Here is a 24,536-nt window from a genome sequence, read left to right as displayed (position 1 = left end):
CCCACCCCGAAAGGCACCACACCATGACCATCACCGACCTCGACCTGACACCCGGCTCGTCCGCAGACGGCGCTGCCGTGCATCCACTATCCAGCCTCAGCTCGACCGAGTTCGAGCGCATCCGCGACCTCGTCACCGCGTGGCCCGACTTCACCGCCACCACCCGCTTCGCCTACGTCGGCCTCGAAGAACCGCACAAGGCGGAGGTGCTCGCCTGGCAGGCCGGCGACGGTGCGCTGCCCGACCGCCGCGCCCGCGTGATGCTTCTCGACATGGCCACCGGCCGCTCGACCGACTCGCTGCTCTCGATCACCACCGGCGAACAGCTCTCGACTCTCGAACTCGACGGGTCGCACGGCCAGCTGCCGGTGCTCATCGAGGAATTCGAGGCCGTCGGCGAGATCGCCTCCGCAGACGCCGGCTGGGTCGCGGCGCTCGCCGCCCGCGGGCTCACCGTCGACGAGGTAGTCTGCGTTCCCCTCTCGGCCGGTTTCTACGACTTCGAGGAGGAGAAGGGTCGCCGCATCCTCCGCGTGCTCGCCTTCCGGCAGGACTATCCCGAAGACCACCCCTGGGCGCACCCCGTCGACGGTCTCTCGGCGTACGTGGACGCCTCGGCCCGCATCGTCACGCGCCTCATCGATGCCGCGCCGCTCGCCATCCCCGCGACATCCGGCAACTTCGACGACCCGGCCCTGCAGGGCGAACCGCTCAGCACGCTGAAGCCGATCGTCATCACGCAGCCCGAGGGCCCGAGCTTCACCGTCGACGGCGAGTTCGTCAGCTGGGCGAACTGGAACTTCCAGGTCGGCTTCGACGTTCGCGAGGGTCTGGTGCTCCGCCAGCTCTCATTCGACGACAAGGGCGTTGCCCGACCTGTCATCTACCGGGCGTCCATCAACGAGATGCTGGTGCCCTACGGCGACCCGTCGCCCGTGCGGTTCTGGCAGAACTACTTCGACACGGGGGAGTACCTGTTCGGCCGGTTCACCAACTCGCTCGAGCTCGGCTGCGACTGCGTCGGCGAGATCCACTACTTCGATGCGACGATGGCCGACGAGCTCGGCAACCCCACGGTCATCCAGAACGGTATCTGCATGCACGAGGAGGACTTCGGCACGCTCTGGAAGCACTCCGACATGTTCACCGGCTCGAACGAGACGCGTCGCTCGCGCCGACTGGTCATTTCGTTCTTCACCACGGTCGGCAACTACGACTACGGCTTCTACTGGTACCTCTACCTCGACGGAACGATCGAGTGCGAGGCCAAGCTCACGGGCATCCTCTTCACCTCCTCCTACCCGGGCCTCGACGAGAACGGGGCCGACTACCCCTACGCCAGCGAGGTCGCGCCGGGCCTCGGCGGCCCGTACCACCAGCATCTCTTCTCGGCTCGCCTCGACATGACGGTCGACGGCATCGCCAACGCTGTCGAAGAAGTGGATGCCGTGCGGGTGCCCATCGGACCGGGCAACGAACACGGCAACGCCTTCACCAAGCGCATCACCCGCATCGCGAGCGAGAAGGAGTCGGGGCGCCTCGCCGATGCCTCCGTCGGACGCGCCTGGCACGTGATCAACACCTCTGCGACTAATGCGATGGGACGCCCGACGGGTTACGTGCTGCTGCCCCAGCAGTCGCCCGTGCTGCTCGCCGACCCCTCGTCGTCGATCGCCAAGCGCGCGGAGTTCGCCACCAAAGCCCTCTTCGTGACCCAGTACGACCCGGCCGAGAAGTACGCCGCCGGCGACTTCGTACACCAGAACCCGGGCGGTGACGGCATCACGGCCTACATCGCCGGCGACCGCCCCCTCGACGGGGAAGACGTCGTGCTCTGGCACACCTTCGGCCCGACGCACTTCCCGCGCCCCGAGGATTGGCCCGTCATGCCCACCGACTACGCGAAGTTCACGCTCAAGCCGTACGGCTTCTTCGACCGGAACCCTGCGCTGAACGTGCCGGCTTCGGCCGGCTCTGGCTCGCACGCCGGTGCGGGGGCGTCGGATGCTGCGGGCGGGCACTGCGCGCACGAGGGCGCGGGCGCGGCGCACGCCGGGCACGGCGGGCACGGCGCGGGTGTGTCTCTTTCGGGCCCCGAGCTGCTCGAGGGCGGTCACGCCGGCCACGCCCCGCACGGCGCCTGAGTCCCGACGGTGGCTGAGATCCTGCAGTTCGGCGCCCTCGTGCCGGCCACGGTCGGTGCGTGCTGCACTGCCTGGCCAGGACGCTCGGGCCGCGTGCTCGCCGCGATCTCGGCCGCCGTCATGCTCCTCGCGATGTTCGACCAGACGACGAGGATGCTCGGCCTCCCACCGCTCGCCTGGGCCACGGTGCTCGTGCTCCTCGCAATCGCCTCGGCCGCCGCGCTCCGCCCCGCCGCGCGGAACGTGATCGGTCGGGGCCGCCCCTCCGCGACATCCATCGCTCACCATCGTGCGATGACCCTGCACTCCAGCATCGGTCTCATCGTCATGGCCGGGTTGGTGGTGCTCATGGGTTCTGGGTCGTCGCCCGGTTCCCCTGTCGGCGAGCTTGGGATGGTCGGAATGCACGGCGGGGCCCTCGGATCTTCCCCGCACGGCTCTCTTCTCGCCCCGTTCGCGATCGCCGGCTCCGCCGTCTTCGTCGTGTACTCGGTTGTGCTCGCGCGAGCCCTGCTACCACCGCGAGGTCGACGAGCCCGGCTCGCGCTCGTCGAGGTCACCTGCATGGCCGCGTCGGTTGCCGGCATGGTCGCGATGCTCGTCGTGTAGCTGAGCGCGCGCTGGGTACCGCGCGCTCAGCTGCGCGCTGAGAGCACGCAGAACTCGTTGCCCTCGGGGTCTGCCAGGATCACCCACGGCGTCTCGCCCTGGCCGATGTCGACGCGCTGGGCGCCCATCGCCAGCAGCCGCTCGACCTCCGCGGCCTGGTCGTCGGGCACGAAGTCGAAGTGCAGCCGGTTCTTGCCGACCTTCTCGTCGGGCGAGTTCAGGAACAGCAGCGTCGGATTGGACCCGTCTGTATTCTGAAGCTCCAGCGACCCCTCGTCTTCGTCGACCACCACCCACCCCAGGGCGGCTTCCCACCAGTGGCCGATCGTGCGGAAGTCGTGGCAGTCCACGACGATCTCTTCGAACTTCAGCGTCATGCGTCCACGCTATCCGGCGCGACCGGGTTCGGCGAGAGCGTGCCCACCCGCCCCTGATTGGTCGGTCAGAAGCGCCCGCGCCCTGGCGTACTTGGCCGCCAGCCGACTCTGCGTCTCCGGGTCAAGCTGTTCGACCCGCCAGGGCGCGGTGTTGTCGTTGATGTCGGCGAGCTTCACCGCCAGCGCCGTTGGATTCCTGCGGATGGCCGCGTAGTAGTCGGCAGGCGAAACGTCGTCCGTGCGCGTCAGCAGTACGACCGCCTCGACGACGGCAGCAGGGATCCCCGCAGCGAGCAGGTTCTCGGCCGTGATCTCCGTGTCTTCGATGACGTCGTGCAACCACGCCGCAGCGACCTCGGTGGGATCGCTGAGCTGCGCAGCAACGCGCCCCGGATGCTCGATGTAGGCGGCCCCGAGCTTGTCGACCTGATCGTGGTGGGCGATGGTCGCGATCGCGCGCGCCGCCGCAACCGTTTCACGGCCGGTCGGATGATCGGCGAGCTGTGCGGCGTCGAATCCGTCTGACATGGTTCGAGCCTAGCGAGGGCGGCTCAGTCCCAGTCGAGGTAGTCCTCAATCGCCCAGGCGGTCTCCCCAGCGCGCGTCTCGGGGAACCGGTGACCCCCGCCTTCGATCTCGACGACACTCACAAGCCCCGGGGCGGAGTCGCGCAGAGCCGTGCCGTTGGCCGGGGGAGTGACGTCATCGTCGGTCGCCTGCACAACAAGCACCGGAATGCCCTCGGCCAGCGCAGGCGCCCCGTCATCCACGCCCAGCAGCAGCACGCCGTTCACGCGATCGTGGTTCTCGATGGCAACGGTACGTGCAACCACTCCGCCGCTGCCGTGGCCACCGATCCACGCATGTTCGATGTCGAGACCGTCGAGCACGTCGACGACATCCTGTGCCGTGTCGGTCTCGATGCGCACCACGCGAAAGTCTGCTGCGGAGACAAGGTGGGAGATCGTCCCGAGGCCATCGAGGTCGGATCCCCGGTCGGCCACGAGCACGAGCGCAGGGCCCGTCCCTTCAACCGCAAATGCGAAGGATCGCTCGCCCGACGTGAATATCTGTTTCTCGCTCATTGCTCCCAATATACGAGAGCGCGCCGCCGAACCGGCGCACCTGCCCGCCCCCGCCTCTCACCCGGTCCGCCGCCAGATCTCAGCGACGAGGATGTCTCGGCGCAGCCATTCTCGCGAAGCCGTGAGTTTTGATCCTTTCCTGCTCACCGCGGGATCCGGATGATCTTTACCCGTCTCACCGCATCATGGCTAGATTCGTGGCATGGGGATCCTGACGAAGCGCAACGGAATCGGCCGGCTCGAGGCGTTCAGCGACGCGGTGCTCGCGATCGTCATGACGCTGCTCGTGCTGGACCTTCTGCCGAGCGGTGCCCAGTCGCCCGAGCAGTTGCTCGACCACTGGCCCACCTACCTCGCCTACCTCGCCGCCTTCTTCACGATCGGCATCATCTGGCTGAACCACAACGAGGAGCTGGCGCGGGTCTCCCGGACCACCCCTGTTCTGCTGGTTCTGAACCTCGGCCTGCTGCTCGGTGCCTCCCTCGTGCCCTGGCCCACCGCGCTCATCTCCGACGCCCTGACCGAGGGCGACCACGACGCCCAGTTCGCCGCCATGGTCGTCTTCGCCGTCGTGGCCGCGGTGATCAGCCTGCCGTGGGTCGCTCTCGACCTCTACTTGGCACGGCATCCGGAGCTGCTGAACACCGCCACGGATGTCGCGTGGATGCGGCGGCACGCGTTGTACTCGGCCGGCACCCTCATCGTCGCGGTGGTAAGCGTCGTCGTGGCGATCTTCTCGCCCCTCGCGGCCCTCGTGCTGTACCTCGTCGTTGCGGCGGCGTTCCTGCTGGCGCGGCTCTTCGAGCGCGAGGCGGCCGCGGCGCCGGACCCCGAGGCGCGGGAGCCCGCAGCGTCGGAGCCGACGGAAGACGACTGAGGTTGGCGCGGTCGGTGGCACGCCGCCAAATTTCTGCCGAAAAGTTGTTGGCACTCTCAGGGATCGAGTGCTAGCATTTTCTGCAGAAATTGAGTCACACCGACTCACACACGTGGAAGGGGAATCCTCATTATGGCAATGTCTTTTGATCCTTTCAGCGAACTGGACCGCCTCACCGGCAACCTGCTCCAGTTCCGCCCGGGGCCGAAGTTCATGCCCGTCGATCTCTATCGAGACGGCGACCGGTACATTCTGAACGCCGACCTCCCCGGCATCGACCCGGGCTCCGTCGACGTGGATGTGGACGGTCAGCTGCTCACCATTCGCGCCCAGCGCACCGCCGCGACCCAGGAGGGCGCGAAGTGGCTGGTGCAGGAGCGACCCAACGGCACCTACCTCCGCCAGTTCAGTCTCGGCGAGGGCGTCGCATCGGAGAGCATCTCGGCAACCTACGACAATGGGGTGCTGTCGGTGATCATCCCGGTCAGCGAGAAAGCGAAACCCCGCAAGATCCAGGTCGGCACACCTGACAGGGCCGCCGAACAGAAGACGATCTCCGTCTGACGGACGGCCGGGGGTGGAGTCTCCCACCTCCGGCCCCCCACGCGCAGGATGGGAGGTGTTGTGCGCGTGTATACAGCCGATTCCGTGTCGAAAGAGTCGGTCGATGAGCGGTTCGCAGAAATCGTCTCCGGCGATCAGGAACTCGTCGACCTCGCCTTCTGGATGATCATCCGCGAGAACTGGCCCTCAGTAGTGAAAACCGGCTGCACCACAGATCGCCCGGACCACCCGCGTCACCGCTCAGCAGCTCCCGGGGGCCCGAAAGGCGTGGTGCGTGCCTCGACGGTCGACCCGTGGACCAGGTCGCCCCCGCAGTACCCATAACCGCACTCAGAACGGAGGGAAGCGAGCTCGAGAACGGCTCGCTTCCCTCCGTCGTTCTCTCGGTTCGAATGCCTCTGCTCGAATGGGCGATGAGCGCAAGTTTCAGCCGAGGAGGGCTCGCAGCCGGCCCGGCTCTTGGTGTTCGGGTCGACTGAGACGAGCAGTCAGGCTGACTTGGGAATGCCCCGGTCGGCTGAGCCGCCGTCGGCACGGCGCCCGAACTTCTTCTCGTAGTACGCCCTGATCTCGGCAACGATGGCGCGCTCTTCAGCAGTGATGGGATCGGCCTTGCCTTCGGCGATCAGCCCCGCTAACACGCTGGGGCGCTTGGACTCACTCACGATCGGTACCTCCTAGGTCAATTCTGGGCGAGTGGTGACGGAATGTCCACATCTGGAAGATCGTCCCCACCGACGACGGACTCTGTCACGGCGACAATCATCTGTAATTCGGTCGCGGTTGCGTCGCTCTGCAGCACTGCAAGCGTTCGGAGCCCGAGGTCGCGGTCGGAGCCCACTCGCGAACGTGCGAGGTTCAGAGCCCATTCGGCTCGATCCCACCACTCTTGTCGCTCAGCACTACGTCGCGCAGTTCGCGCACCGACGCGGGCCGCAGCGAAGGCGACACCCGCACCGAGAAGCGCGAAGATTCCGGCGGCAGGCGGTCCGCTCCAGAATTGACGCCAGAACGGGTCGTCGAGTGTGAACGGGGGGAAGAAGCCTCGCGCGATCGCACCGATCGCTATGCCACCCAGCACCCAAAGGATCAGCGGGCAACGGTGAGAGCGACGTAACATGATTAGTACTCATCATACAGGTTGGGCTGCCAACGCGGGTCGTCTGATCTCAGCCAACGACCCTGCTAGCCTGACGAAATGGTTGACCAGCCGCTGCGCGACGAACTCGCCGCCTTCGTCGCCGAGCGCGACTGGGCCCAGTTCCACACACCGGAGAACCTCGCCAAGAGCATCGCGATCGAGGCCGGCGAGCTGCTCGAGTGCTTCCAGTGGGCTCCGGATGCTGCGCCCGACCGGGTGCGCGAAGAACTCGCCGACGTGCTGACCTACTGCCTGTTGCTCGCCGACCGCATCGGTGCAGACCCCGCGCAGCTCGTGCGAGACAAGCTGGAGATCACCCGCCAGAAATACCCGGTCGACAAGGCCCGGGGGAGCAGCGCCAGGTATGACGCCCTTTGACCTCACCAGCTTCGACTTCACCAAGGGCGGGTTGGCGGCGTGGACCCCGCTCAGTGAGCGCAACAGCAACTGGCCGGTGGTCTACGTCCTCGACGACGCGGCGAGCAACCCCCGCCTGCGCAACGTCTACGTCGGCGAATCGCTCAACGCGACATCCAGAATCAACCAGCACCTCAGTAACCCAGACCGCGCCCACCTTACAACCGTCCGCGTCATCGTCGACGAGACCTTCAACAAGTCGGTCTGCCTCGACCTCGAATCGTTCCTGATCAGGATGCTCGCCGGCGACGGCGCGTACAGCGTGCTCAACCGCAACGACGGCATCACCGAGTCGGCCTACTACGACCGCGACCGCTACCAGGAGACCTTCGAGCAGGTCTTCGACCGCCTCAAGGACGATGGCGTCTTCACCCGCTCCATCCCCGAGATCGAGAACAGCGACCTCTTCAAGCTGTCCCCGTTCAAGGCGCTCACCCACGACCAGGCCATCGCCGTCGAAGGGATCCTCGAGGGCCTCTTCGAAGACCTCGAGACCCACGCTGCCGGCACCGGCCACGCCACCAGCACCACGGTCGTGCAGGGTGAGCCGGGCACCGGCAAGACGGTCGTCGCGATCTACCTCATGAAGATGCTCGTCGACATCCAGGCCGCGCCTCCCGCGGAGGACTTCGACCGCGACACAATGTTCGCCGAGTTCTTCGCCGGCGGCTACCCGCAACTGCTCGACGGGCTCAGGATCGGCCTCGTCGTTCCCCAGCAGTCGCTCCGCAAGTCGATCCAGAAGGTCTTCCGTAAGACGCCCGGGCTCCGCGCGGACATGGTGATGACCGCTTTCGAGGCGGGGGAGAGCGACGAGCACTTCGACCTTCTGCTCGTCGACGAATCGCACCGCCTCAACCAGCGCGCCAACCAGGCGTCTGCTGCGCAGAACACGAAGTTCCGCACCATCACCGAGAAGCTCTTCGGCCACGACGACACGTCGAAGACCCAGCTCGACTGGATCCGCGCCAAGAGCACCCACCAGATCCTGTTTCTGGATGCGGCCCAGAGCGTGCGCCCCGCCGACCTGCCGACGCACGTTCTCGACGACCTCGTCGAAGGCGCCCGCCAGCACGACCGGCTCTACCCGCTCGTCTCCCAGCTGCGCGTGAACGCCGGCGCGGACTACGTCGGCTACGTGCGACAGCTCCTCGGAGCATCCACCGACCACCCGCTCGCCCCGCCGAGCCCTCCCCAGACGTTCGACGGCTACGACTTCCGCCTGTTCGACAGCCTCGCCGAGATGCAGCAGCAGATCAGGGCCCGGGATGCCGAGGCCGGCCTCTCGCGCCTCGTCGCCGGCTACGCGTGGCCGTGGAAGACCAAGAAGGACAAGGCCGCCTTCGACATCGAGATCGACGGCATCCGCCTGCGCTGGAACAGCACCCAGACCGATTGGATCGCCTCACCCAACGCCCTCGAAGAGGTCGGATCGATCCACACCGTGCAGGGCTACGACCTCAACTACGCCGGAGTCATCATCGGCCCTGACCTCGGCTACGACCCCACCCGCGGAACCCTCATCGTCAACCGCGACTCCTACTTCGACACCAAGGGCAAGGAGAACAACCCCCGCCTCGGCAAAACCTACGCCGACGACAACCTCCTCCGCTTCATCAGCAACATCTACGCCGTGCTCCTCACCCGCGGAATCAAAGGCACCTACGTCTACGTGAGCGACCCCGCGCTGCGCGCGTACCTGTCGCAGTACATCCCGGCCGCTGGGTAGGGGCCGGCTGATTCGTCTAGGCTGAGGCGCGCTGAATTTCAGGCTCTGGATGCTCGGGGCCAGGGCAGCCCGTTCGACCTACATCTGACGCAGAATCTCAAGGCGTTTGGCCTCGAACTCCTCCTCGCTCACCAAACCCTGATCTCGAAGCCGCATGAGCTGCTCAATCCGCCTGGCAGGATCATCGGGCAGCGCACCACGGTGCCCTGCACTTCTCCGACGAACCGATAGGACGACAATAATTACGATAGCGATCACGACGACTACAACCGCCAGCAGGATCAACACGTGGTAGCCCTGAAGATTGCCTAGCATTGGTGCTCCTTACGGGAATCAGGGCCTCCCGTTCAAGGAGGCCCTGACATCCATTTCACTCGTGCATCTGACCAAACCGCTCGCCGCGGCACATATCCCGCGTCAGGGCGAAGTGTCCGTGATCGTCGACGTCACATGAGCCGTCAGGGTCAGCGTCTGCGAGTATCCGCCTCCGTACATCGTCGCGTAGAGGGTGCCGATTGCCAATGACTCAGATCCACCGGACTTGGCGATGACAAGATCTGAACTGTCGACCGAGCCGCCCGCCATCGTGTATTGCAGTCCATACGCTCGAGTGACGGCGGTCTGATTGATCTGGCTGGTCTGCCCGTCGATAAAGAAGTCGATCGTGAAGAATGCTTGGTCTGTCGCGATATGGCATCCCGAGAACGGAAAGCTGCCGACGCCAGAGCCAAGGGTGCAGGAGTCCACCGAGTCGGCGGGCCCACTCGCTTCAATGGCGGATATCGCGAACGGTTTCGGCAGTTGCGCTCTGCTCTCGACATACGAGCCGTCGCTGAACAACTTGGTCGTCGTCGTGTAGCCATCCACCAAAGACGAGATCGTCGATGTCGGTGACGCCCCCGTCTGAGCATCCCAAGCCACTCCGTTCGCGAGTTTGGTGAGAAGCGACTCCTGTTGCGCTTCGCTTGCGCCATGAGCGGCGAGCTTCTCCTGCACAACCTGGATCTCCGACGAGTCAGACGTCACCGTCCCTGAGTACACGGAAGCGTAAGCGACCGTAGGCGCGAAGGTTGCGATCCCGGCAACCAGAATTGCAACTGCGGCCCCCGCTGTTCTTGTTCTGCGACCTGTTCGAGACTTCTCGAAAAGCATTGTGTGCTCCTTCGTTCGATACTCACGGTGCCTGAGAGTGAAGCACCTCCCTCAGGCTTACTCCTGAACATTCCTCATGTCAAAGCGGTAGTGCTTCGTGTCGAATGTCATCGTCGAGCTCTGGCTTGAGACCGGCAAAAGTGATGAGGTCGACAGGTCTCCCTCCGATCTGGCCGAACAGATCACGAAGCGCCAGCAGATCGCCGATCGAAGAGCCCGACGAAGCTTCGACCAGCAGATCGATGTCGGAATCCGCTCGAGCGTCCCGACGCGCCACCGACCCGAACACCGCGAGTCGCGTATAGCCTCGGTCGACGACAAGCTGCAAAAGGATCGGGGCAGCCGCGTCCATGACGATCTCGGGAAGAATCGTGCTGATGTCGCTCAGCCCGTTCATCTGCCGACTTGCAGCGGACTCGCTGATGCCAAGCAAGCTTGCAGCTTCCGCCTGACTGAGCCCGTCAGCCATCATCGCCCGTAGGGCAAGAGCGCGGTACCGGGGCAGCCAGTTCGAGGGGGTCCACCCCCACCCCTGAGGGGTTTCGGAGCGCGGCAAGAGGTGCCTCACCGGTGCGATCGAACTCCCGACAGCGCTGCGGTTGCAGCGGGCAGGCTCTGGGCCTGTCCAAGCTCGTCTGTCGTCGGTGTGGCCGAGGTCCCAGAGGCGCCGCGGGCGGTGGGCTGCTGGCACTTGGCACATGCGATGCGGCCGGTGGCCGCGCGTGGTGTCCACTGCCTTCGAAGTTGATCGTGCTCGCTGCTGTTGCCGGCTGCCTCTTGCTCGCTCTGTGGTGCGGCGGTGTGTGGGGCAGCGTGTTCCGTCGGTCTTGGGGTAGAGGATGGGGCACGATGGTTCGCCGCACACTCGCATGCTGGCTATGAGCTTAGGTGTCCGCGGGGAGCGGCCTGTCGTGGCGCTGCTTAAGCCGGCGGTCTTGTCTCTCGATCAGGCTGCGAGCCAGTGCTGGGGCGAGGTCATGTACTTCTAATTCGGAGAGGATGCGATTGAGTCGCATGTAGTACCTGGTGGGGGAGATGCCGAAGCGGTTGCGCACCTGTTCTGACTTCGTGCCGCCGGAGTGAGGGTACTGGCTCTTCGAATGCGAGCAAGTCGATGTCGTCGTCGCTGATCACATCGGGGCTCTCATCGCTGGGCACGAAAAAAAGGCCCTCCGGTTTGGAGAGCCTTGGTGTCCGGACACACTTGTCCTAAGCGAGCCCCACGTTACCGGCATTCTGAGGGAGCGCAACTCATGCGCTCCTCGGCGTCAACGCCGAGGCTGCGGAGTGTAGGCCGGCGCGTTTGCGTCGATGTCCTCGGCGAGGTACTTCGCTCAGGTCAGGCTGTGCGCTGAGGCCGGCATGACCTCGCTCAGGGCGTTCAATGACCGCACGGCGGCCATGCCGGCGCGGCGAGCATCTCTGATCGCAGACGCCCGCGAGTCGGGCGCGACCTGGCGTCAGATCGGTGACACGCTGAGCATGACTGAGCACGGCGCGATCAAGGCGTCACGGCCCGCAGCACCGCGCGGCCGTCCTCGTCAAGAGTAGGACGGCCTGCCGCGAGCGCGGTTGGGCTTTGGTGATGGTTTGGGGGAGTTGTCGTGGCATCTGAGACAGATCTGTTGGTTGCTGATGAGCGTGTGCGGAAAGCCAAGCTCGAATTGGCGGAGTTCATTTCGAGTCTGGCTGCAGCCGAAATCGGAGCTTGGCAGTCGTGGATTCTGAGTCAGGGATACGCCCACATCGTGGCCCAGCCTGACCTGTTCGCCACTCGGTCTGCGGAGATCCAGCAGGGCTTCAAGTCCCACCTCGCCTCGTTTGGTTCCGCGAGAGCGTCAGCTGCGCAGGGGGCTATCCGTGGCGCACTCGAGAGGATGCCGACGCGGCGGACGACGTTCCCGTCGCAGCTGGCGTATGCGATCGCAGGTGCGCTTGAGCGAACAAATAAGGATCTCGCTCAGGTGCTGAGAGAGTTCGGGTTCGATATGGGCCCGGAGGACGGTCAGCCCAGTTGGTTCGCGCAGGACGACGACGGAAATGTAAGCCGGAACAGCGACAACCTCTCCGCTAATCATGATTTCCGGAACAATTACCTGCGGCTGTCTGACCTTCGCGGGCGGGAGCAAGAGACCCGGGACGCGATCTTCGTCGACGTGGCGAGGCAGCGCGGCACGCAGATCTGGAACAACAGTTAGGGCGTAGGCCACATGGATCTCGCCGTGCTGATCGTCTCCATCGGGGCGCTGACGATTACCGGCATCGCAGCGACATCAGCGTGGGTGCAAGCCAAGCTGGCGGTATCGGCCAGGAAAAATGCGGAGGCCGCCGAAGGGCGCGCGATCGACGCAGAACGCCGTGCCCTGGAAGCCGCCGAGAGTTCGGCAGCATCATCCATACGCGTAGCCGCTGCCTTCGAGCAAGCAAACGATCTCGCCCGAGCATCCACCCTGACTGTGAAGGACGCTGCCCATCATGACCTGATAGCGGCTATCTCTCCGCTGGTGAGCATCAATGTACTCAGTATGGAGATCTGGCCCTATTTCGAAACGCTACGGCTCCGGATGATCACCTTCATCGACCGCGCCGGCAAAGACTCGGAGCTGATCGGCAACTGGCTCGACGCGGAACGCACCTACGGCCTGCAATGCGTTCGAGACTCCATGCACGCAGCAAGGACTGTGCCACGAAGCGAATTGTGGGCCTCCCAGACGGCCCAAGCGATGTCGCCGCTGCACACCTGGGCGATGAATCTCATCACTAATCTTCGAGTCTGGCGCGCGAAAGGCGATGAAGTACTCGACGATCTCGTCGATCAAACGAATCAGACGATCCAGGTGACTCGACCTGTCTCTTGATGCCTAGTCGGACGACTCGACTATGCTCTCCGGCCGCCCGCGGGTCGCATCCGGCTCCGAGCTCAGCAGGTTTGCGAGCGCGAGGAGAGTGCCGGCGTGGCACGGCTGGTCGAGTAGTTACCAGCAGGCGAGGCTGTTGCCCCCGGAGATGCCCGCGCGTCGGGCGACACATCGAGTTAGATCGCTGACACTCTGGGACTCACGGAATATTGCGCCATCAAGGCATCTAGACCGGCTGAAGTCAGGGGGCCGGTCACGAAGTTGAAGGTTCGAAAGATTCGCCGTGAGCGCGGACTCGGGTTAGGAGAACTATGCGTAACATTCGGGTGTTGACCATCGGGGTGAATACCTCCATGCCGGAGTTCACCGCAATCGACTTCATCGACCCGGTTTCAACTCATGACTTCGACGTTGTGATCTGGGACCCGAACAGGTTCACCATGCATGCGGGGTCGCAGGGTCGAGACGACGCTGCGATCGTGGAGGCTATGGCAAGGCGTCGCGACGAATTCGACACGTTCTTGGAACACGGCGGTGTGGTAGTCGCTTTCGCTCGTCCGGAATATCGCACACCGGTGAGTACGCAGGGGTACTACACGCCAGATGACGACCTCAGCGGATGGGATTCGTTCCCCCAGCATTTCGGCGGACTGAAGGCGTCCGGTGGAAGGCGAGTTGTAGTTCGCGGGCAATCGCGCCTATCAACTTTCCTCCGCGATCAAGGGAACCGCGTGCGTTATTCCGCTGTTCTCACCGAAATTGCCAGCGAAGGGGTCGTGATTGCGACCGCAGGTAACACAGATCAGCCGGTGGCTGCTGAGTTTCAGTGGGTGACGGGCGGCAGCTTGATCATGCTGCCCGACATCGAACTGGATTTTCCTGTCGGCTCTGCTTCGGGCGAACTCGACCTTCAAGACCCGATTGTCGACTCGGACGCGCGTCACACCTTCTGGTCATCACTCATCGATGCCGTGCTGCCCCAGGCCGAGGTCGAACCAGCGCCAGCGTGGACCTCGGGCATCACCACGAGTTCAGAACGGAATCTGACCATCGATCTCGGGCTGGCTGCTGCGCAACTCGAGGTGGCGCAAACGTTGGTGATGGAACTGAACACACAACAAGCCAGGTTGGACTCCGACAAAATCTTGCTCTACGGAACGGGTGACGCCCTCGCGGAGAAGTGCGCGGAGGTGCTCGAAAGATTCGGAGCGCAGAGACTGCCCGCACCAGAGAATAGGGCCGACCTTCGATTCTCATTCGAAGAGCGCATCATCGTGGTTGAAGTCAAGGGCGTTACCAAGAGCGCAAAAGAAGAGAACGCCGCGCAGCTTGAGAAATGGGTGATGGAAGACGTGTCGTCGGGCACCCCATACAGCCAGATCAAACCAGTGTTGATCGTCAACGCTTTTAGACAGAAGTCCCCGTCGGAGCGTGCCGAAACCTTTCCGAGCCAGATGCTGCAGATGAGTGAGAGCCGCGGGCACGCCCTTTTGAGCTCTGTTCAGTTGTTCGTTCTGGCCGCCGAAGTTTCCGAAGGTCACCTGTCCGGCTCCGAGGCCCTCCAGATTATTACCTCGACAGTGGGCAAGCTGGCGGGGCACGGAGTAGGCGAACTCGAAGAGCCCTGATGCAGGTAGTCACGAGACCTTAAGGCTCATACTTCTATTTCGTCTTCGGGCGGCCGCGAGATGCGTTCGGTGCCAGGCCGAGCCGCACACGGATCTTCCACACGCTGCTGACTGGCAGTTCGAGGGCGCCGGCGATGTCCGCATCGTTCATCCCCTCTTCGTGCAGGCGAGCGATCCCAATGGAGCGTTCCTCGTAGATCTCCAGTCGAGATGGCTTCGGTCGTTCCTTCGGGGCCAGTCCGACGTCGACCAGCAGCTCGATCAGCTTGTGCGACTGGGTGCCGCCTTCTCGGCGATCTTCGACAGGGCCTGAAACGAGTGCAACGGCACGGTAATCGACACAGTGACGTCGCGGTTCACGATTCGCCCCCCTTCGTGCACGTCGTGCTCCGGTGCCCGTGGTCGGCGCAGGCACTCATCGACCGACCTCCGCGAAGACGCTGGTAGCGCGGACGGCGTCGGATCCGAACCGTTCCGCGAACCACCGGTGGCGCTCCTCCCACGTCATCGACGCTGTCGCAGCGCAGAGGTAGCCGCTGACTTCGAACCAGCCAGAGAACTCGGCGTGCACATCCGCGATGATCTCCTGCGGATACAGGTGTTCGATGAAGCTGCGGAGACTGGTCTCAGCGTCAGAAGCCTCGATACCGTGCTCCTCGAGCTGCTGCAGGCCAACGAGCAGCTGCGCGGGGCTCATGAACAGACCCGCCAGGTGCAGGCGAGACGCGAGCGACTCGATGAAGGTGAACTCGTGGTCGAGGCCGTAGCGCTTCGTCATCGTGCACCACCAACCATGATGCGTCGGGGGTAGGCGTGGTAACGCGCTGCCAACCGACGTCGAGCGAACAGGTCGTCGAGGCGGGCGTCGACGATACGGGCTCGATCTGGTGTCCCGGCGTCGGCGAGCGCGTCGATCGCGGCATAGAACTTGCGGTTCGCCTCGGAGCGGAGCCAGTTCGTCTCTACCTCGAGCCAGACACTCGGCGAGCGACAGGTCCCCATGGCGATGATGTCGAGGGGGTGGAGGTGGATGGTGCGGCCCTGCCAGACGCCACCGGGGAAGCGCGCGACGGCAGTGTTCGGGATGAGGGGGATCCCGAAGAAGCTGACCCAGTCGAAGCGGACCCCGGTCGCGGTGAGGACAGAGAGCCTAGATAGCATCGCAGCCGACGCTGTCGACGTGCGTGGGAATGGCCGGGACTCCGGACGGGCCCTGCTCGAAGCCGCGCTCGGTTCCACGGAGGCCGTCGATAGAGCCCTTGGTCGCCCGAACCTCCGTGGTGTTTCAGGCAGCGGAAAGTCGCCGGTGCGTCAAGTGCGGCTTCCGGTAGGGCTCGACCAGGCACTAGTTCAGCGCGCAGATTTGGAACACCGCAAGCTCAGCGAAATCGTCCGAGAGGCACTCGCGGCCTACCCCGGTAAGGCTTCCTAATTAGGCGTAGCTGCGAACGGTCGCCCGGATGATGTCGGCGTGCTCGTAGATGTCGTCGAGAGTTTCGATAGCGTGCTTGGTTTCAACCTTGGCATCATCGAAGGTGCCTAGGTACTTCTGCTTCTTGCCGTTGAACCAGAGCCGAGCGACCGGCCTACGGTTGTTATCGTCCAGCAACACAGCAAAGTAAGATTTCGCATCGCGGTACGTGACTCGCTGCGGCTTCACATCGCCGCAGGCGATCGCCTTGACGATTTGGTAACCCTCGAGCTCTTCGGGAGTGGTTTCAATCTCCGTGTCCCGGTCGAGGTCAGCTTCGGCGACCGGCTGGCTCGTGATCGATTCTGCGGAGCCTGCGGAGAGGGGAGCGGGTACGGCGGCTGCTGCTCCGAGAGCGGTCTTCAACCGGTCGTTGACTTGTTCATTGAGGTACTGCTTTGCAGCTTTCGTAACCAGTGACGAGAACTGTTCTCTGACCTTCTGCGTGAAGGCGCCCTCGTACACTCGCGTAGTGAAGAATTTCACCCAGTCGGCCGATGGCTCCCGGAACTGAGCGGCAATCTCTCGCTTGAGAGCGCCAACGTACTTGAGTTCTTCCGCAGCGCTGATGATCGAATCAAGGTCAAAAACCTCCTTCGTCAATTTCAGGAGTTCTGGGATCAGTGTCTCGTCGATGTCAGCCAGGTCCAACACCAAGAACGGCTTCTCATCCATTCTGTTCGGCGCGTCAAGATCCGTATAGAAGTTGTAGACCGCGCCGTTCGTCAACACGGCGATCCGCGCATTCGTGACCGCGAAGTACCGGAAGAGTTGTGACGCGTGTTCCAGGCTGAGAGCTGAGGTGGAGCTCTTGCACTCGATGAGAATCTGAACCTCACCATCTCGCATTATGGCGTAGTCGATCTTCTCGCCGCGCTTCACTCCAACGTCAGCCGTGAATTCAGGCACCACCTCAAGCGGGTTAAAGACGTCATACCCCAGAATTGTCGAGATGAACGGCATGATGAATGCGTTCTTCGTCGCTTCTTCAGTCTGAATCACTGCTCGTTGGTTCTTGACCTTCGCCGCTAATGCAGCAAGTCGTTCTTCGAAATCCATGCTTCCCCCTGGTCGCGTCGTCGCAATCTCGACGATAGCGGACAGGCGTGCTGTGGCGAGACGCGATACCACCGGGGCGGATGAATCCCGTGGCTCACGGCTCTCAGCCAGTGATGGTTCGGAACCCGCTTCCGTCTTCTTAGCTCGCCTTGCCGCGGGGCCGAAAGCGTACTCATACTTATCGCGACCAATCCCCTTCGAGTCAAATCTCGCGATCTTTGCGTGGCAAAGCTAGTTAGAAGAGTATGGTGCGGCAGTCCTTCTTCCGAGGAACAAACCAAGACAGATGTAATACTCCTCGCTTCGGACCACCTTAGAATCATCAGGCACTAGCGGACAACCGCCGAGCGTGTCTCGACCTCTGCCCCTTCTTCTGGAGTTGGCTGCATCGAACGGTCAACTACTTACTGAATAAGTGTGTTCTGATACCGGTGGCTCAAGGTACATTCGTGATGGCTCGGCTGCTCGCTCAATTCATATTGGGCGCAACTGAAAGAAGACGACTCTGTCGTTCACCTCATGGTGAAGCTCGGCATTTGCGGGCGTTGATTGATTTGCACGACCGTTGCTTCGGCAACGAGCGGCCGAGCCACCAATCGTCGGGGGTCGTCAATGGAACAACTAAGCAACGTAGCCACCAGGTCTTACAAGTCCTACAGGGCTCGACTAATGGCTTCTTTACGGCTCCAGGCTCGTGGCCGAGCTTGGAACACCAGCCTCTTGTCTTTGGCGGTTGCGACCACGTTTTCATCGATTGCCCTCCTTACGGACGACGGTATGTATGGCAAGGCAGGGCCGACGGTCTTAGTTTGCGTCTCTGTCCTCGCGCTAGTTGCATCGTTAGTGGTCACGAGCTTAAATTACGGTGGCCGTAGTCGCGACATGTTCATGAACTATCGAGCACTACAGCGACTCTCAGTTGAGGCAGAAAATCTGTTGGCCAACTCCGTGCAATCGCCAGACTTAGTTGATCGCCTCTCAGACAGGTACGAGTCGCTGCTCGATGATTCGGAAAACCATACTTCGGCGGACCACAAACGCGCGGATCCGGGGAGCGACGTAAGCATTTGGGTTCTAAGGCGAGCACATTTATTGACGGCGCTACCCTATGTCGCCCTCATAATTCCGTTAGCTGTTTTAGCCCCGATCGTCTCGTGGTTCTTCTCGGGGGCTGGAAGTTGACAGCCTCGCGCAAATTTCGTGCGGTCACATCAAAACGTGAACTACATAACGTCTACCGGTCGCACGTGATGAACAACACTGCGGTGGGTAGGGATGGTGTGTCTGGACCGAGTATCGAGGTCGACTGGGCGAGAACGGTGCAGCTGATCCAGGTGAAAATGCGGGCAGGGACCTACATGTTCACTTCGTATCGACAAATTGCTATTTCAAAAGGGGCCCATTCGCTGCCCAGAATCGTGTCAGTTCCGACTGCACGCGATCGAATCGTTCTGAAGTCTCTCGCGGCACTTCTATTGGACCTATTTCCAGCGGCCCGGACCCCGCCTGCCCAGGTGCGCATTCAATCCCTCAAAGCAGCGATCGCTTCTGGGCGATGGGATTCATTCATTCGAATCGATGTGCGTAACTTTTATCCGTCCATATCGCACAGGTCAATTCGAAAAGCCATGAAACCGAAAATTAGAAAGCCGGAAATTCTTGCGCTGCTGATGAGGGCGATCTCAACTCCGACAGTCACGTTCAGGGAAAGACGACCGAATTACTCGACATTAGTGGGAGTGCCGCAAGGACTATCGATCTCCAACATTCTCGCTGAAATTTCCATGCTAGAAATGGATTCAGATTTCAGCGGTCGTGTTGACCTTTTCTACTGTCGCTACGTCGATGACATCCTAATTCTCTGCAACCACCTCGATCAGACTCGGCTCCTGGACGAGGTAGATTCCGCCTGCAAGCGTGTGGGACTTACCATTCATCCGCTGGGGGAGGGGTCCAAAACCCAGGTCGGTGAGACTTCGAATGACTTCGAGTATTTAGGGTATCGGTTCACCCCTCAGTGCTTGAGTGTCCGGAAGTCGAGCGTTCAGAAACTTGAGTCCACCATCGTTCAACTATTTACTGCGTACAAGTATCACATGGCGACAAAATCAGACCCGGATTGGAAAGAGAGATCTGCGAGGGCGCTGAGACGACGACTGGATTTGGTCATTAGTGGGTGTGTCTACGAGAACGTGCCTCGAGGATGGCTGCATTACTTCTCGCAGCTCGACGACATCACACTTCTGGGCCGTCTAGATGCGTTTGTTGTTGGAATGCGAAAGAGGTTCGGGCTTCCTGATGACTGGGCGGCTAAAACCTTCACTCGTGCGTACTGGCACATTACGAAGCCGTCGCCTTCGTCTCCATCCTATGTGCCGAATTTCGACCGCTTTTCAGACGATGCGAAGCGCAACTTTTTATCCGAACTTTTCCCAAGAACATCGTTTGACGCACTGAATAATCAAGAGCTGTCTGTGAGATTTCATGCTGAACTAAAACGGCTTATTGCTAAGTTGGATCGGGATATTTCGCAGGTATCGTGAGCAAACCGGCCTCAGAGGAATTGTTCTCACCCTCTCCGATTAAATAGTTCGTCTTGGCGCAGGATGTTTTTGAGTGTTTCAGTTCCGGTGCATGTGCAGAGGTTTCGTAACTCCGGTGTGTAAGTCGAGCCCGATGCTTTCCGCGCGGACCGACATCATCACAGAGTCGCGTGCATCATCGACAGGATGCAATCGATGCACGCGCAGTTCTCCCCTGACGAGTACATAGTCTCCTTCGATCACACTGCTGAGGACGTTGGATGCTAACTCGCCCTCGCACACTACATCGCACCACGGCACGATCTCACTCTTCGGTCGACCCCTCTTGCCCTGTGCTTTCTGCTCGTTCTCAAGGACGAAGGCCGCAACGACGAGACCTGTTCCGTCCATCTCTACGGGATCCGATCGTAACCTGCCTCGAAGCCATATTTGGTTGTCCATCTTTCCCTTTCATCAGCCATCTAGCTACATACTATGTTTCTAGATAAATCCTCATTAGTCAATAGCGGCACAATAGATTCATGTCACGCGGAGGACCTCAACCGAAAATGGATCCAGCTCTCGCTGAGGTCGCCCGTTTACTTCAGGCGACGCCAACGCGCATGGCCGTTCTGGCTTCGCTGAATATCGATGGCCCGCAGACGCGCGGCGAGCTTATGAGCCGGCTCGGGCTAGGGGTCGGCGCGGTCCAACACCAGCTGATGTCCCTTCGAGAGATTGGTCTTGTGGTTGCTGTTCCACTCGAGGAGCCCGACCGCTATCACCGCACGGAATACCGCATTGCCTCCGAAGCGCTCATCGCCATTTACAGGACGCTGGGATTGGGGCTAGGTCTAACCGCATAGACCTCTCTCAGCGGCCGTTGCCGGATTGAAAGATCAATTTCGAACTTATCTATTTGACGATAGCGCGTAGATTCTCGAGCTGGACCTGGCGAGCATTACTGACGTGATGACCAAGGTTGGGGACAAGAGGGCGAATATTGCCAGCCATCGATGGTTCTCGACACGCTAGCAATTCCTAGCGATTCAAGCAGGTCCATGAAGTAGCTGCCGATCGGCTCCGAGAAGAGAGCCAGCATGCGAGGCGGTTGGTTGCTGTAGAACGAGTACCGGTACTCGAAAAGTTGCCCGATCGCGCCACGCACGGCATCTGTGACGACTCCATTGCGTATGACCTTCGCTTCAACGAGCCATTCTTCGGGCCCGTCGATAAGGGTCATGTCGCGCGGATGAACATTTGTTGACGGATTTAGTGCGTTGATCGACTTGAGTTCACCGAACTCGCGAATTAGGAGCTCATGTTTGCGAGTTTTGACATACGTTCTTTGTTCAAAAACTTGAAGGTAGTCAGCGTGATTCTTGGGGCGAAATTCTCGCTCCCACTCATTCGGTTTCACATAGCCACGCGGGCTCGGTACGTGCAGGTCGCCTGGCTGTCTAAGAAGCAAATCCCGCTTGACGGCGAGAGCAGTTCCGTAGAGTGATACGAACCGTACTAGATCCAGGCGAAGTGATTCTTCGGGCGGTAAATTCGCCATTCGGTAGGTTCGAGCTGCGATATTCGCGACCGAATACCCGATTTGGGGGAATCTTGATACACGAAAATCCACGACCGGTTCTAGCCCGAGCAAATCAGTATCCGAGAGCCCGGCTCGGATGAGAGCGGCATCGCTGAGAAGCTGGTCTTTCGCGACCTTCGTTCCAAGTCGTTTGCTCAAACCAGAGACTCCCTGATTCAAGGTCAGAACAACTTCATCCAAAGTAGGCTTAAAAATGTAGACCAAGTACATCCCTGTTTGAGGATCGATGGTCTCGTCAGTGTCCATAAAAGCGACCCAGGGTGTCGTCGTCGTATTTCCCTTGCCGCCGCTTCCCTTGACCAGGAATCCCTCCGGAGTGTGGGAGGAGAGTGCCTCGTCCGCAGTGTTAAGGAGTTTGACAGCTGGACTGGTGTTCGTCGCAGCTCCTTTGACAAAGTTGGCCGAGACAGCTCTGAGAAATTCCCCTATGTCCACAAATGCACGATATCGCTACCGACTGATTGAACTTTGTTTCACTGACGTGACAATTGCAAATTTTCTAGCAGGCAGTGCGGTTAGAAAGTCAGTGCTGCTTAGCAACACGGCTTTGTTCTCGCTCGCGCATTCGTAGCCTGAGCGGATGATGACGTTAATATCACTCTCGGGCTGCACAGTGAGTTGGTCTTGCTATGGAAGTTGACCGGGCTGAACGCTCAGGCGCTCAACCAGCGCGTTTACCGGATATGGTCTGTCGTTCTGGCCGGAGTGATCGCGGCAGTAGCCCGGCCTGCCTCGTCATGGCGGCCCAGAGCTTGCCATCTTTCCGGCTGCGAGCTCGAGATCCCTTGTACGCGGTCCCATCCTCAGTAACGTCGAGGAGGCACCGCCAGCTCGGAGGAGTCGTCCGCAGAACTCAATCTATCCTTCGCCCTGTAGGTAATCTCGAGTTGAGCGATCCTTGCCATTAGTAAAAGTTCGAACCGATCGCGCCGTCGCAGGACGTAACACTGCGCTGAGTAGTAGGTGACCGTTTCCATATGTGAGGAATCCTCGAACACGCCCAGAGTTTTCCGCGGGTGTCGACCGAGCTATGTCGATTCCGCACCGGCCGAGGTAGGTTTTTCCGCGACTTGGATTGGGTGATTAAAGACATTCAGCTCGCTTGGGCGTATCAAGACAGGTGCGCCCCCCGCACCATCTGCTCGATACGCTTGTCAGGGCTTCATCCACCGACCTGACGTACGTCCTATTTGTTTCCGGGTGGTCAGGTTTAAACATGTGTCTGAGTGACGCGGCGAAGGGGTTCTATCGTGCTTTCGAGCATCCTGCCTGGATTCAGGGAGCTTAGGACTCCGTTGGCAGCGGGCTACCTCTGGCTCGCGACTCTCTGGGTAATTTTTGGCTACCTCATTCCTACCGAAGATCAAGCGACAGGTCTCATCGCTCAGTTTTACGCTTTGAACGAGGCGATCGGAGTAACTGTGCTGATCGCATCTGTCACGTTTGTCGCCTACATCATCGGAGTGGTAACAAGCGCGATTCATCCAAATTGGATTATGCCTACCGGCGCGAAACTTACGAAGACGAGTCAGGAGAGGTTCGATCGCGAAGCCGACATGATCACTTTGCTACTCGAAGGGCTAAAGGTTGAACGCAAGAAAGTTGCTACCTTGGTGGGGCCGAAGTTCGCGGCGGGTGAACCTGATGATGATTGGAATGACCAAGATCGACAGAGCGTGAGAGCTTGGCTCGGAAACACGCTCACTGAAGATGTGCCATCCATGGCTGTTCAGCTACAAGCGGCGAACAAGGACATGTGGGACGCCTATGAGCGAGCCGAATCGGAGTCCAACTTTCGTTTAATGATCTCGCTGCCTCTGGCCGTCCTGATAGCGTCTGTCGGCTGCAAGCTCTGGAGTGCGGATCGATTCGTCTTTTGGCCAGGCGACTTTGGCTTGATCATGGACGGAGCTATTCTGGTGGCGCTGGTCGTAGGCTTTCTTCTGCTCAGAAAGTCGCGTGAGCAACTGCGCAAAAGCAATGACATCGTTGTCCTAGCCGGGCTAGACCACTTGATCAGAACACCCAGGTTCATGAGCGCTCAGGCAATTTACCCGCCGATTTGCCCGTGATGAACAGCGTCACACCTTCCACTTCTCCGACGGAGATTCCGGGGAGCATTAGGCACATGTTCCCGACGAACGGAAATGCGCAGCCCGCCCCGGCCGTCCGTAGGGGCGGCATCAGGTCGTGGTGGGTCGTGCGCAAAGCTCGACGCTTGGATTAATTAAATCATTGTTCCAACGCCATGATGGGATCCGACGAGCAGCGAGCCTGGTCAGCTCGATCTCTTCGTCGTCACAGCCAAAATCAGTTGCGCGATTCATTTTGGTTGCAGCCCATGATGCGGACTCTGGTGTCGCAGACATCACACAGCAGCGCCTCCGACTCACGCTGCATAGAGTTCCTCGGCGTGGGATGCGGCCGAGGCCGCGAAGAAGGGGTTGCGCACGGCGTCGGACATGACCAGATCAACGCCACGCCCGTGCAAGCGTTCGAGATCTTTTTTTAGCCCGAAGTAGGTATCGAATGAATCCACGCCACCGGTCTTGAACTCCACACGGAGACAACAGTTCGCGACCTCGAGGGCAAGACCGCCCTCGTGACCGGAGCCACGTCGGGCATCGGGCGCGCGATTGCCCTTCAGCTCGCGGCACAGGGGGCGACGGTGCTGGTGCACGGGCGGGATGCCGGACGCGCGGTGCAGGTCATCGAAGAGATTGAGCTCTCGGGTGGCCACGCACGCTTCGTGCCGGCTGATCTCGGGGACCCGGCTGCGGGCATCCAACTCGCCAAGGATGCCGGCGAGGTCGACATCCTCATCAACAATGCGGGCTTCTCTTGGTTCGGGGCGTCGGCCGATCTCGACCCCGAGACGTTCGACCGCCTGTTCGCGAGCAATGTGCAGGCGGCGTTCCTGCTGACCGGTGCGCTGGCGCCGGCGAAGGTCGCTCGCGGTGAAGGCAACGTCAGCAACCTGTCGAGCATGGCCGGCATCATCGGGCTCGCCGGGGGAGCGGCGTACGACGCGACGAAAGCCGCGATGTCGTCGTTCACCCAGGCCTGGGCCGCCGAGTACAGCCCGCGCGGTGTGCGCGTGAATGCGGTCGCCCCCGGACCGGTGTACACGGGTGCTGCCGACAGGGCGAACACCGAGGCTCTTGGCAAGACGACCCTCCTCGGGCGCGCTGCGCAGGCGTCGGAGATCGCCGAGGTCGTGGGGTTCCTCGTCTCACCGCGCTCGAGTTACATCACCGGTGCCGTGATCGCCGTCGACGGTGGGCGCACGGCGGTTTAGAC

At 61.3% G+C, this 24,536-nt stretch carries 28 protein-coding genes and 1 pseudogene; 14 read left to right on the top strand and 15 right to left on the bottom strand.

What is annotated here, in order from left to right; translation table 11 throughout:
* Positions 1-23: 23 nt before the first annotated feature.
* Positions 24-2,144: a primary-amine oxidase gene (locus FB464_RS07495; RefSeq protein WP_116414410.1), complete on the top strand. Its 2,121-nt coding sequence runs from the start codon at positions 24-26 to the stop codon at positions 2,142-2,144.
* A 9-nt stretch (positions 2,145-2,153) separates the two neighbouring features.
* Positions 2,154-2,753, top strand: a complete 600-nt coding sequence (locus FB464_RS07490) for a hypothetical protein (RefSeq protein ID WP_116414411.1) — start codon at positions 2,154-2,156, stop codon at positions 2,751-2,753.
* Positions 2,754-2,779: 26 nt separating this feature from the next.
* On the opposite strand, the gene FB464_RS07485 is transcribed toward FB464_RS07490, so the two are convergent.
* The 3 genes from FB464_RS07485 to FB464_RS07475 are packed head-to-tail and all read right to left on the bottom strand — an operon-like array spanning position 2,780 to position 4,215.
* Entirely contained in the window at positions 2,780-3,130 is a 351-nt protein-coding gene (locus FB464_RS07485) for a VOC family protein (RefSeq protein WP_116414412.1), read from the bottom strand.
* 9 nt (positions 3,131-3,139) lie between these two features.
* Positions 3,140-3,658 (bottom strand): phosphohydrolase, encoded by a 519-nt coding sequence (locus tag FB464_RS07480; RefSeq protein WP_211327350.1) that lies wholly within the window; start codon positions 3,656-3,658, stop codon positions 3,140-3,142.
* Positions 3,659-3,681: 23 nt separating this feature from the next.
* Positions 3,682-4,215 (bottom strand): alpha/beta fold hydrolase, encoded by a 534-nt coding sequence (locus FB464_RS07475; RefSeq protein WP_116414413.1) that lies wholly within the window; start codon positions 4,213-4,215, stop codon positions 3,682-3,684.
* Between the two features lie 202 nt (positions 4,216-4,417).
* Here FB464_RS07475 and FB464_RS07470 point away from each other — a divergent pair, with 202 nt between their 5' ends.
* Both FB464_RS07470 and FB464_RS07465 read left to right on the top strand, forming a co-directional pair.
* Complete coding sequence (locus FB464_RS07470; protein WP_116414414.1) at positions 4,418-5,092, top strand: TMEM175 family protein; 675 nt, start codon at positions 4,418-4,420, stop codon at positions 5,090-5,092.
* A 132-nt stretch (positions 5,093-5,224) separates the two neighbouring features.
* On the top strand, positions 5,225-5,656 hold the full coding sequence (locus FB464_RS07465; protein ID WP_116414415.1) for an Hsp20/alpha crystallin family protein: 432 nt from the start codon (positions 5,225-5,227) through the stop codon (positions 5,654-5,656).
* A gap of 488 nt (positions 5,657-6,144) precedes the next feature.
* Here the strand turns inward: FB464_RS07465 and FB464_RS19755 are convergent, their stop codons facing one another.
* Positions 6,145-6,321: a hypothetical protein gene (locus tag FB464_RS19755; RefSeq protein ID WP_170151894.1), complete on the bottom strand. Its 177-nt coding sequence runs from the start codon at positions 6,319-6,321 to the stop codon at positions 6,145-6,147.
* A gap of 533 nt (positions 6,322-6,854) precedes the next feature.
* On the opposite strand from FB464_RS19755, the gene FB464_RS07460 reads away from it, so the two are divergent.
* Both FB464_RS07460 and FB464_RS07455 read left to right on the top strand, forming a co-directional pair.
* Complete coding sequence (locus FB464_RS07460) at positions 6,855-7,175, top strand: nucleotide pyrophosphohydrolase (RefSeq protein ID WP_116414417.1); 321 nt, start codon at positions 6,855-6,857, stop codon at positions 7,173-7,175.
* Positions 7,162-8,943, top strand: coding sequence for a DUF2075 domain-containing protein (locus FB464_RS07455; protein WP_116414418.1), 1,782 nt, complete (start codon positions 7,162-7,164; stop codon positions 8,941-8,943). The genes FB464_RS07460 and FB464_RS07455 overlap by 14 nt, the downstream gene beginning before the upstream one ends.
* Positions 8,944-9,021: 78 nt before the next feature.
* Here FB464_RS07455 and FB464_RS07450 read toward each other — a convergent pair whose 3' ends face one another.
* From FB464_RS07450 to FB464_RS20580, 4 genes and pseudogenes are all read right to left on the bottom strand, one after another.
* A complete protein-coding gene (locus tag FB464_RS07450; protein ID WP_116414419.1) occupies positions 9,022-9,258 on the bottom strand; it encodes an SHOCT domain-containing protein in 237 nt (78 codons plus the stop codon).
* A gap of 102 nt (positions 9,259-9,360) precedes the next feature.
* Positions 9,361-10,095 (bottom strand): hypothetical protein, encoded by a 735-nt coding sequence (locus FB464_RS07445; protein ID WP_142206645.1) that lies wholly within the window; start codon positions 10,093-10,095, stop codon positions 9,361-9,363.
* Positions 10,096-10,174: 79 nt separating this feature from the next.
* The gene (locus FB464_RS07440) at positions 10,175-10,564 is read right to left on the bottom strand and encodes a nucleotidyltransferase family protein (RefSeq protein ID WP_211327352.1); all 390 of its coding nucleotides are present in this window, start codon (positions 10,562-10,564) and stop codon (positions 10,175-10,177) included.
* Between the two features lie 415 nt (positions 10,565-10,979).
* A pseudogene (locus FB464_RS20580) lies at positions 10,980-11,174 on the bottom strand (DUF3263 domain-containing protein); the annotation flags it as partial.
* Between the two features lie 525 nt (positions 11,175-11,699).
* Here FB464_RS20580 and FB464_RS07430 point away from each other — a divergent pair.
* The 3 genes from FB464_RS07430 to FB464_RS07420 all read left to right on the top strand — a co-directional run bounded on the left by FB464_RS07430 (position 11,700) and on the right by FB464_RS07420 (position 14,581).
* The gene (locus tag FB464_RS07430) at positions 11,700-12,293 is read left to right on the top strand and encodes a hypothetical protein (protein ID WP_142206644.1); all 594 of its coding nucleotides are present in this window, start codon (positions 11,700-11,702) and stop codon (positions 12,291-12,293) included.
* Between the two features lie 12 nt (positions 12,294-12,305).
* Positions 12,306-12,953, top strand: a complete 648-nt coding sequence (locus FB464_RS07425; protein ID WP_116414425.1) for a hypothetical protein — start codon at positions 12,306-12,308, stop codon at positions 12,951-12,953.
* A gap of 311 nt (positions 12,954-13,264) precedes the next feature.
* Positions 13,265-14,581, top strand: a complete 1,317-nt coding sequence (locus FB464_RS07420; protein WP_116414426.1) for a hypothetical protein — start codon at positions 13,265-13,267, stop codon at positions 14,579-14,581.
* Positions 14,582-14,615: 34 nt separating this feature from the next.
* Here FB464_RS07420 and FB464_RS07415 read toward each other — a convergent pair whose 3' ends face one another.
* The 4 genes from FB464_RS07415 to FB464_RS07395 form a co-directional block, all read right to left on the bottom strand.
* On the bottom strand, positions 14,616-14,996 hold the full coding sequence (locus tag FB464_RS07415; protein WP_142206643.1) for a hypothetical protein: 381 nt from the start codon (positions 14,994-14,996) through the stop codon (positions 14,616-14,618).
* A complete protein-coding gene (locus FB464_RS07410) occupies positions 14,997-15,359 on the bottom strand; it encodes a hypothetical protein (protein WP_116414427.1) in 363 nt (120 codons plus the stop codon).
* Complete coding sequence (locus FB464_RS07405; RefSeq protein ID WP_116414428.1) at positions 15,356-15,742, bottom strand: hypothetical protein; 387 nt, start codon at positions 15,740-15,742, stop codon at positions 15,356-15,358. The genes FB464_RS07410 and FB464_RS07405 overlap by 4 nt, the downstream gene beginning before the upstream one ends.
* A 271-nt stretch (positions 15,743-16,013) precedes the next feature.
* Positions 16,014-17,111, bottom strand: coding sequence for a type I restriction endonuclease (locus tag FB464_RS07395; RefSeq protein WP_116414430.1), 1,098 nt, complete (start codon positions 17,109-17,111; stop codon positions 16,014-16,016).
* Positions 17,112-17,723: 612 nt separating this feature from the next.
* Between FB464_RS07395 and FB464_RS20575 the strand changes: the two genes are divergently transcribed.
* Positions 17,724-18,293: an SLATT domain-containing protein gene (locus FB464_RS20575; RefSeq protein ID WP_116414431.1), complete on the top strand. Its 570-nt coding sequence runs from the start codon at positions 17,724-17,726 to the stop codon at positions 18,291-18,293.
* Between the two features lie 68 nt (positions 18,294-18,361).
* Complete coding sequence (locus FB464_RS07385) at positions 18,362-19,654, top strand: reverse transcriptase domain-containing protein (protein ID WP_116414432.1); 1,293 nt, start codon at positions 18,362-18,364, stop codon at positions 19,652-19,654.
* A 78-nt stretch (positions 19,655-19,732) separates the two neighbouring features.
* Here FB464_RS07385 and FB464_RS20570 read toward each other — a convergent pair whose 3' ends face one another.
* On the bottom strand, positions 19,733-20,095 hold the full coding sequence (locus FB464_RS20570) for a single-stranded DNA-binding protein (RefSeq protein ID WP_116414433.1): 363 nt from the start codon (positions 20,093-20,095) through the stop codon (positions 19,733-19,735).
* A 107-nt stretch (positions 20,096-20,202) separates the two neighbouring features.
* Between FB464_RS20570 and FB464_RS07375 the strand changes: the two genes are divergently transcribed.
* Positions 20,203-20,499, top strand: coding sequence for an ArsR/SmtB family transcription factor (locus FB464_RS07375; RefSeq protein WP_170151895.1), 297 nt, complete (start codon positions 20,203-20,205; stop codon positions 20,497-20,499).
* Between the two features lie 95 nt (positions 20,500-20,594).
* On the opposite strand, the gene FB464_RS07370 is transcribed toward FB464_RS07375, so the two are convergent.
* Positions 20,595-21,671, bottom strand: coding sequence for an MrcB family domain-containing protein (locus FB464_RS07370; protein ID WP_116414435.1), 1,077 nt, complete (start codon positions 21,669-21,671; stop codon positions 20,595-20,597).
* A gap of 815 nt (positions 21,672-22,486) precedes the next feature.
* Between FB464_RS07370 and FB464_RS07365 the strand changes: the two genes are divergently transcribed.
* Positions 22,487-23,308, top strand: coding sequence for a hypothetical protein (locus FB464_RS07365; protein ID WP_116414436.1), 822 nt, complete (start codon positions 22,487-22,489; stop codon positions 23,306-23,308).
* Between the two features lie 317 nt (positions 23,309-23,625).
* Here the strand turns inward: FB464_RS07365 and FB464_RS07360 are convergent, their stop codons facing one another.
* Positions 23,626-23,796: a DNA polymerase III subunit beta gene (locus FB464_RS07360; RefSeq protein WP_116414437.1), complete on the bottom strand. Its 171-nt coding sequence runs from the start codon at positions 23,794-23,796 to the stop codon at positions 23,626-23,628.
* 42 nt (positions 23,797-23,838) lie between these two features.
* Between FB464_RS07360 and FB464_RS07355 the strand changes: the two genes are divergently transcribed.
* Positions 23,839-24,534: an SDR family NAD(P)-dependent oxidoreductase gene (locus FB464_RS07355; protein ID WP_211327354.1), complete on the top strand. Its 696-nt coding sequence runs from the start codon at positions 23,839-23,841 to the stop codon at positions 24,532-24,534.
* Positions 24,535-24,536 lie beyond the last annotated feature (2 nt).

It is taken from the genome of Subtercola boreus, from assembly GCF_006716115.1.
GTDB classification, from domain to species: Bacteria; Actinomycetota; Actinomycetes; order Actinomycetales; family Microbacteriaceae; genus Subtercola; species Subtercola boreus.
The sequence above is the reverse complement of the archived record's forward strand: the minus strand, read 5'-3'. Positions and strand labels throughout refer to the sequence as shown.

Coding starts and splice junctions, on each gene's coding strand:
- FB464_RS07475 (WP_116414413.1), bottom strand. CDS start 4,215: ATGAGCGAGAAACAGATATTCACGTCGGGCGAGCGATCCTTCGCATTT.
- FB464_RS07375 (WP_170151895.1), top strand. CDS start 20,203: ATGGATCCAGCTCTCGCTGAGGTCGCCCGTTTACTTCAGGCGACGCCA.
- FB464_RS07405 (WP_116414428.1), bottom strand. CDS start 15,742: ATGCTATCTAGGCTCTCTGTCCTCACCGCGACCGGGGTCCGCTTCGAC.
- FB464_RS07450 (WP_116414419.1), bottom strand. CDS start 9,258: ATGCTAGGCAATCTTCAGGGCTACCACGTGTTGATCCTGCTGGCGGTT.
- FB464_RS07395 (WP_116414430.1), bottom strand. CDS start 17,111: ATGGATTTCGAAGAACGACTTGCTGCATTAGCGGCGAAGGTCAAGAAC.
- FB464_RS07410 (WP_116414427.1), bottom strand. CDS start 15,359: ATGACGAAGCGCTACGGCCTCGACCACGAGTTCACCTTCATCGAGTCG.
- FB464_RS07465 (WP_116414415.1), top strand. CDS start 5,225: ATGGCAATGTCTTTTGATCCTTTCAGCGAACTGGACCGCCTCACCGGC.
- FB464_RS20575 (WP_116414431.1), top strand. CDS start 17,724: ATGGAACAACTAAGCAACGTAGCCACCAGGTCTTACAAGTCCTACAGG.
- FB464_RS07460 (WP_116414417.1), top strand. CDS start 6,855: ATGGTTGACCAGCCGCTGCGCGACGAACTCGCCGCCTTCGTCGCCGAG.
- FB464_RS07470 (WP_116414414.1), top strand. CDS start 4,418: ATGGGGATCCTGACGAAGCGCAACGGAATCGGCCGGCTCGAGGCGTTC.
- FB464_RS07445 (WP_142206645.1), bottom strand. CDS start 10,095: ATGCTTTTCGAGAAGTCTCGAACAGGTCGCAGAACAAGAACAGCGGGG.
- FB464_RS20570 (WP_116414433.1), bottom strand. CDS start 20,095: ATGGACAACCAAATATGGCTTCGAGGCAGGTTACGATCGGATCCCGTA.
- FB464_RS07480 (WP_211327350.1), bottom strand. CDS start 3,658: ATGTCAGACGGATTCGACGCCGCACAGCTCGCCGATCATCCGACCGGC.
- FB464_RS07495 (WP_116414410.1), top strand. CDS start 24: ATGACCATCACCGACCTCGACCTGACACCCGGCTCGTCCGCAGACGGC.
- FB464_RS07385 (WP_116414432.1), top strand. CDS start 18,362: ATGAACAACACTGCGGTGGGTAGGGATGGTGTGTCTGGACCGAGTATC.
- FB464_RS07455 (WP_116414418.1), top strand. CDS start 7,162: ATGACGCCCTTTGACCTCACCAGCTTCGACTTCACCAAGGGCGGGTTG.
- FB464_RS07485 (WP_116414412.1), bottom strand. CDS start 3,130: ATGACGCTGAAGTTCGAAGAGATCGTCGTGGACTGCCACGACTTCCGC.
- FB464_RS07440 (WP_211327352.1), bottom strand. CDS start 10,564: ATGGCTGACGGGCTCAGTCAGGCGGAAGCTGCAAGCTTGCTTGGCATC.
- FB464_RS07420 (WP_116414426.1), top strand. CDS start 13,265: ATGCGTAACATTCGGGTGTTGACCATCGGGGTGAATACCTCCATGCCG.
- FB464_RS07425 (WP_116414425.1), top strand. CDS start 12,306: ATGGATCTCGCCGTGCTGATCGTCTCCATCGGGGCGCTGACGATTACC.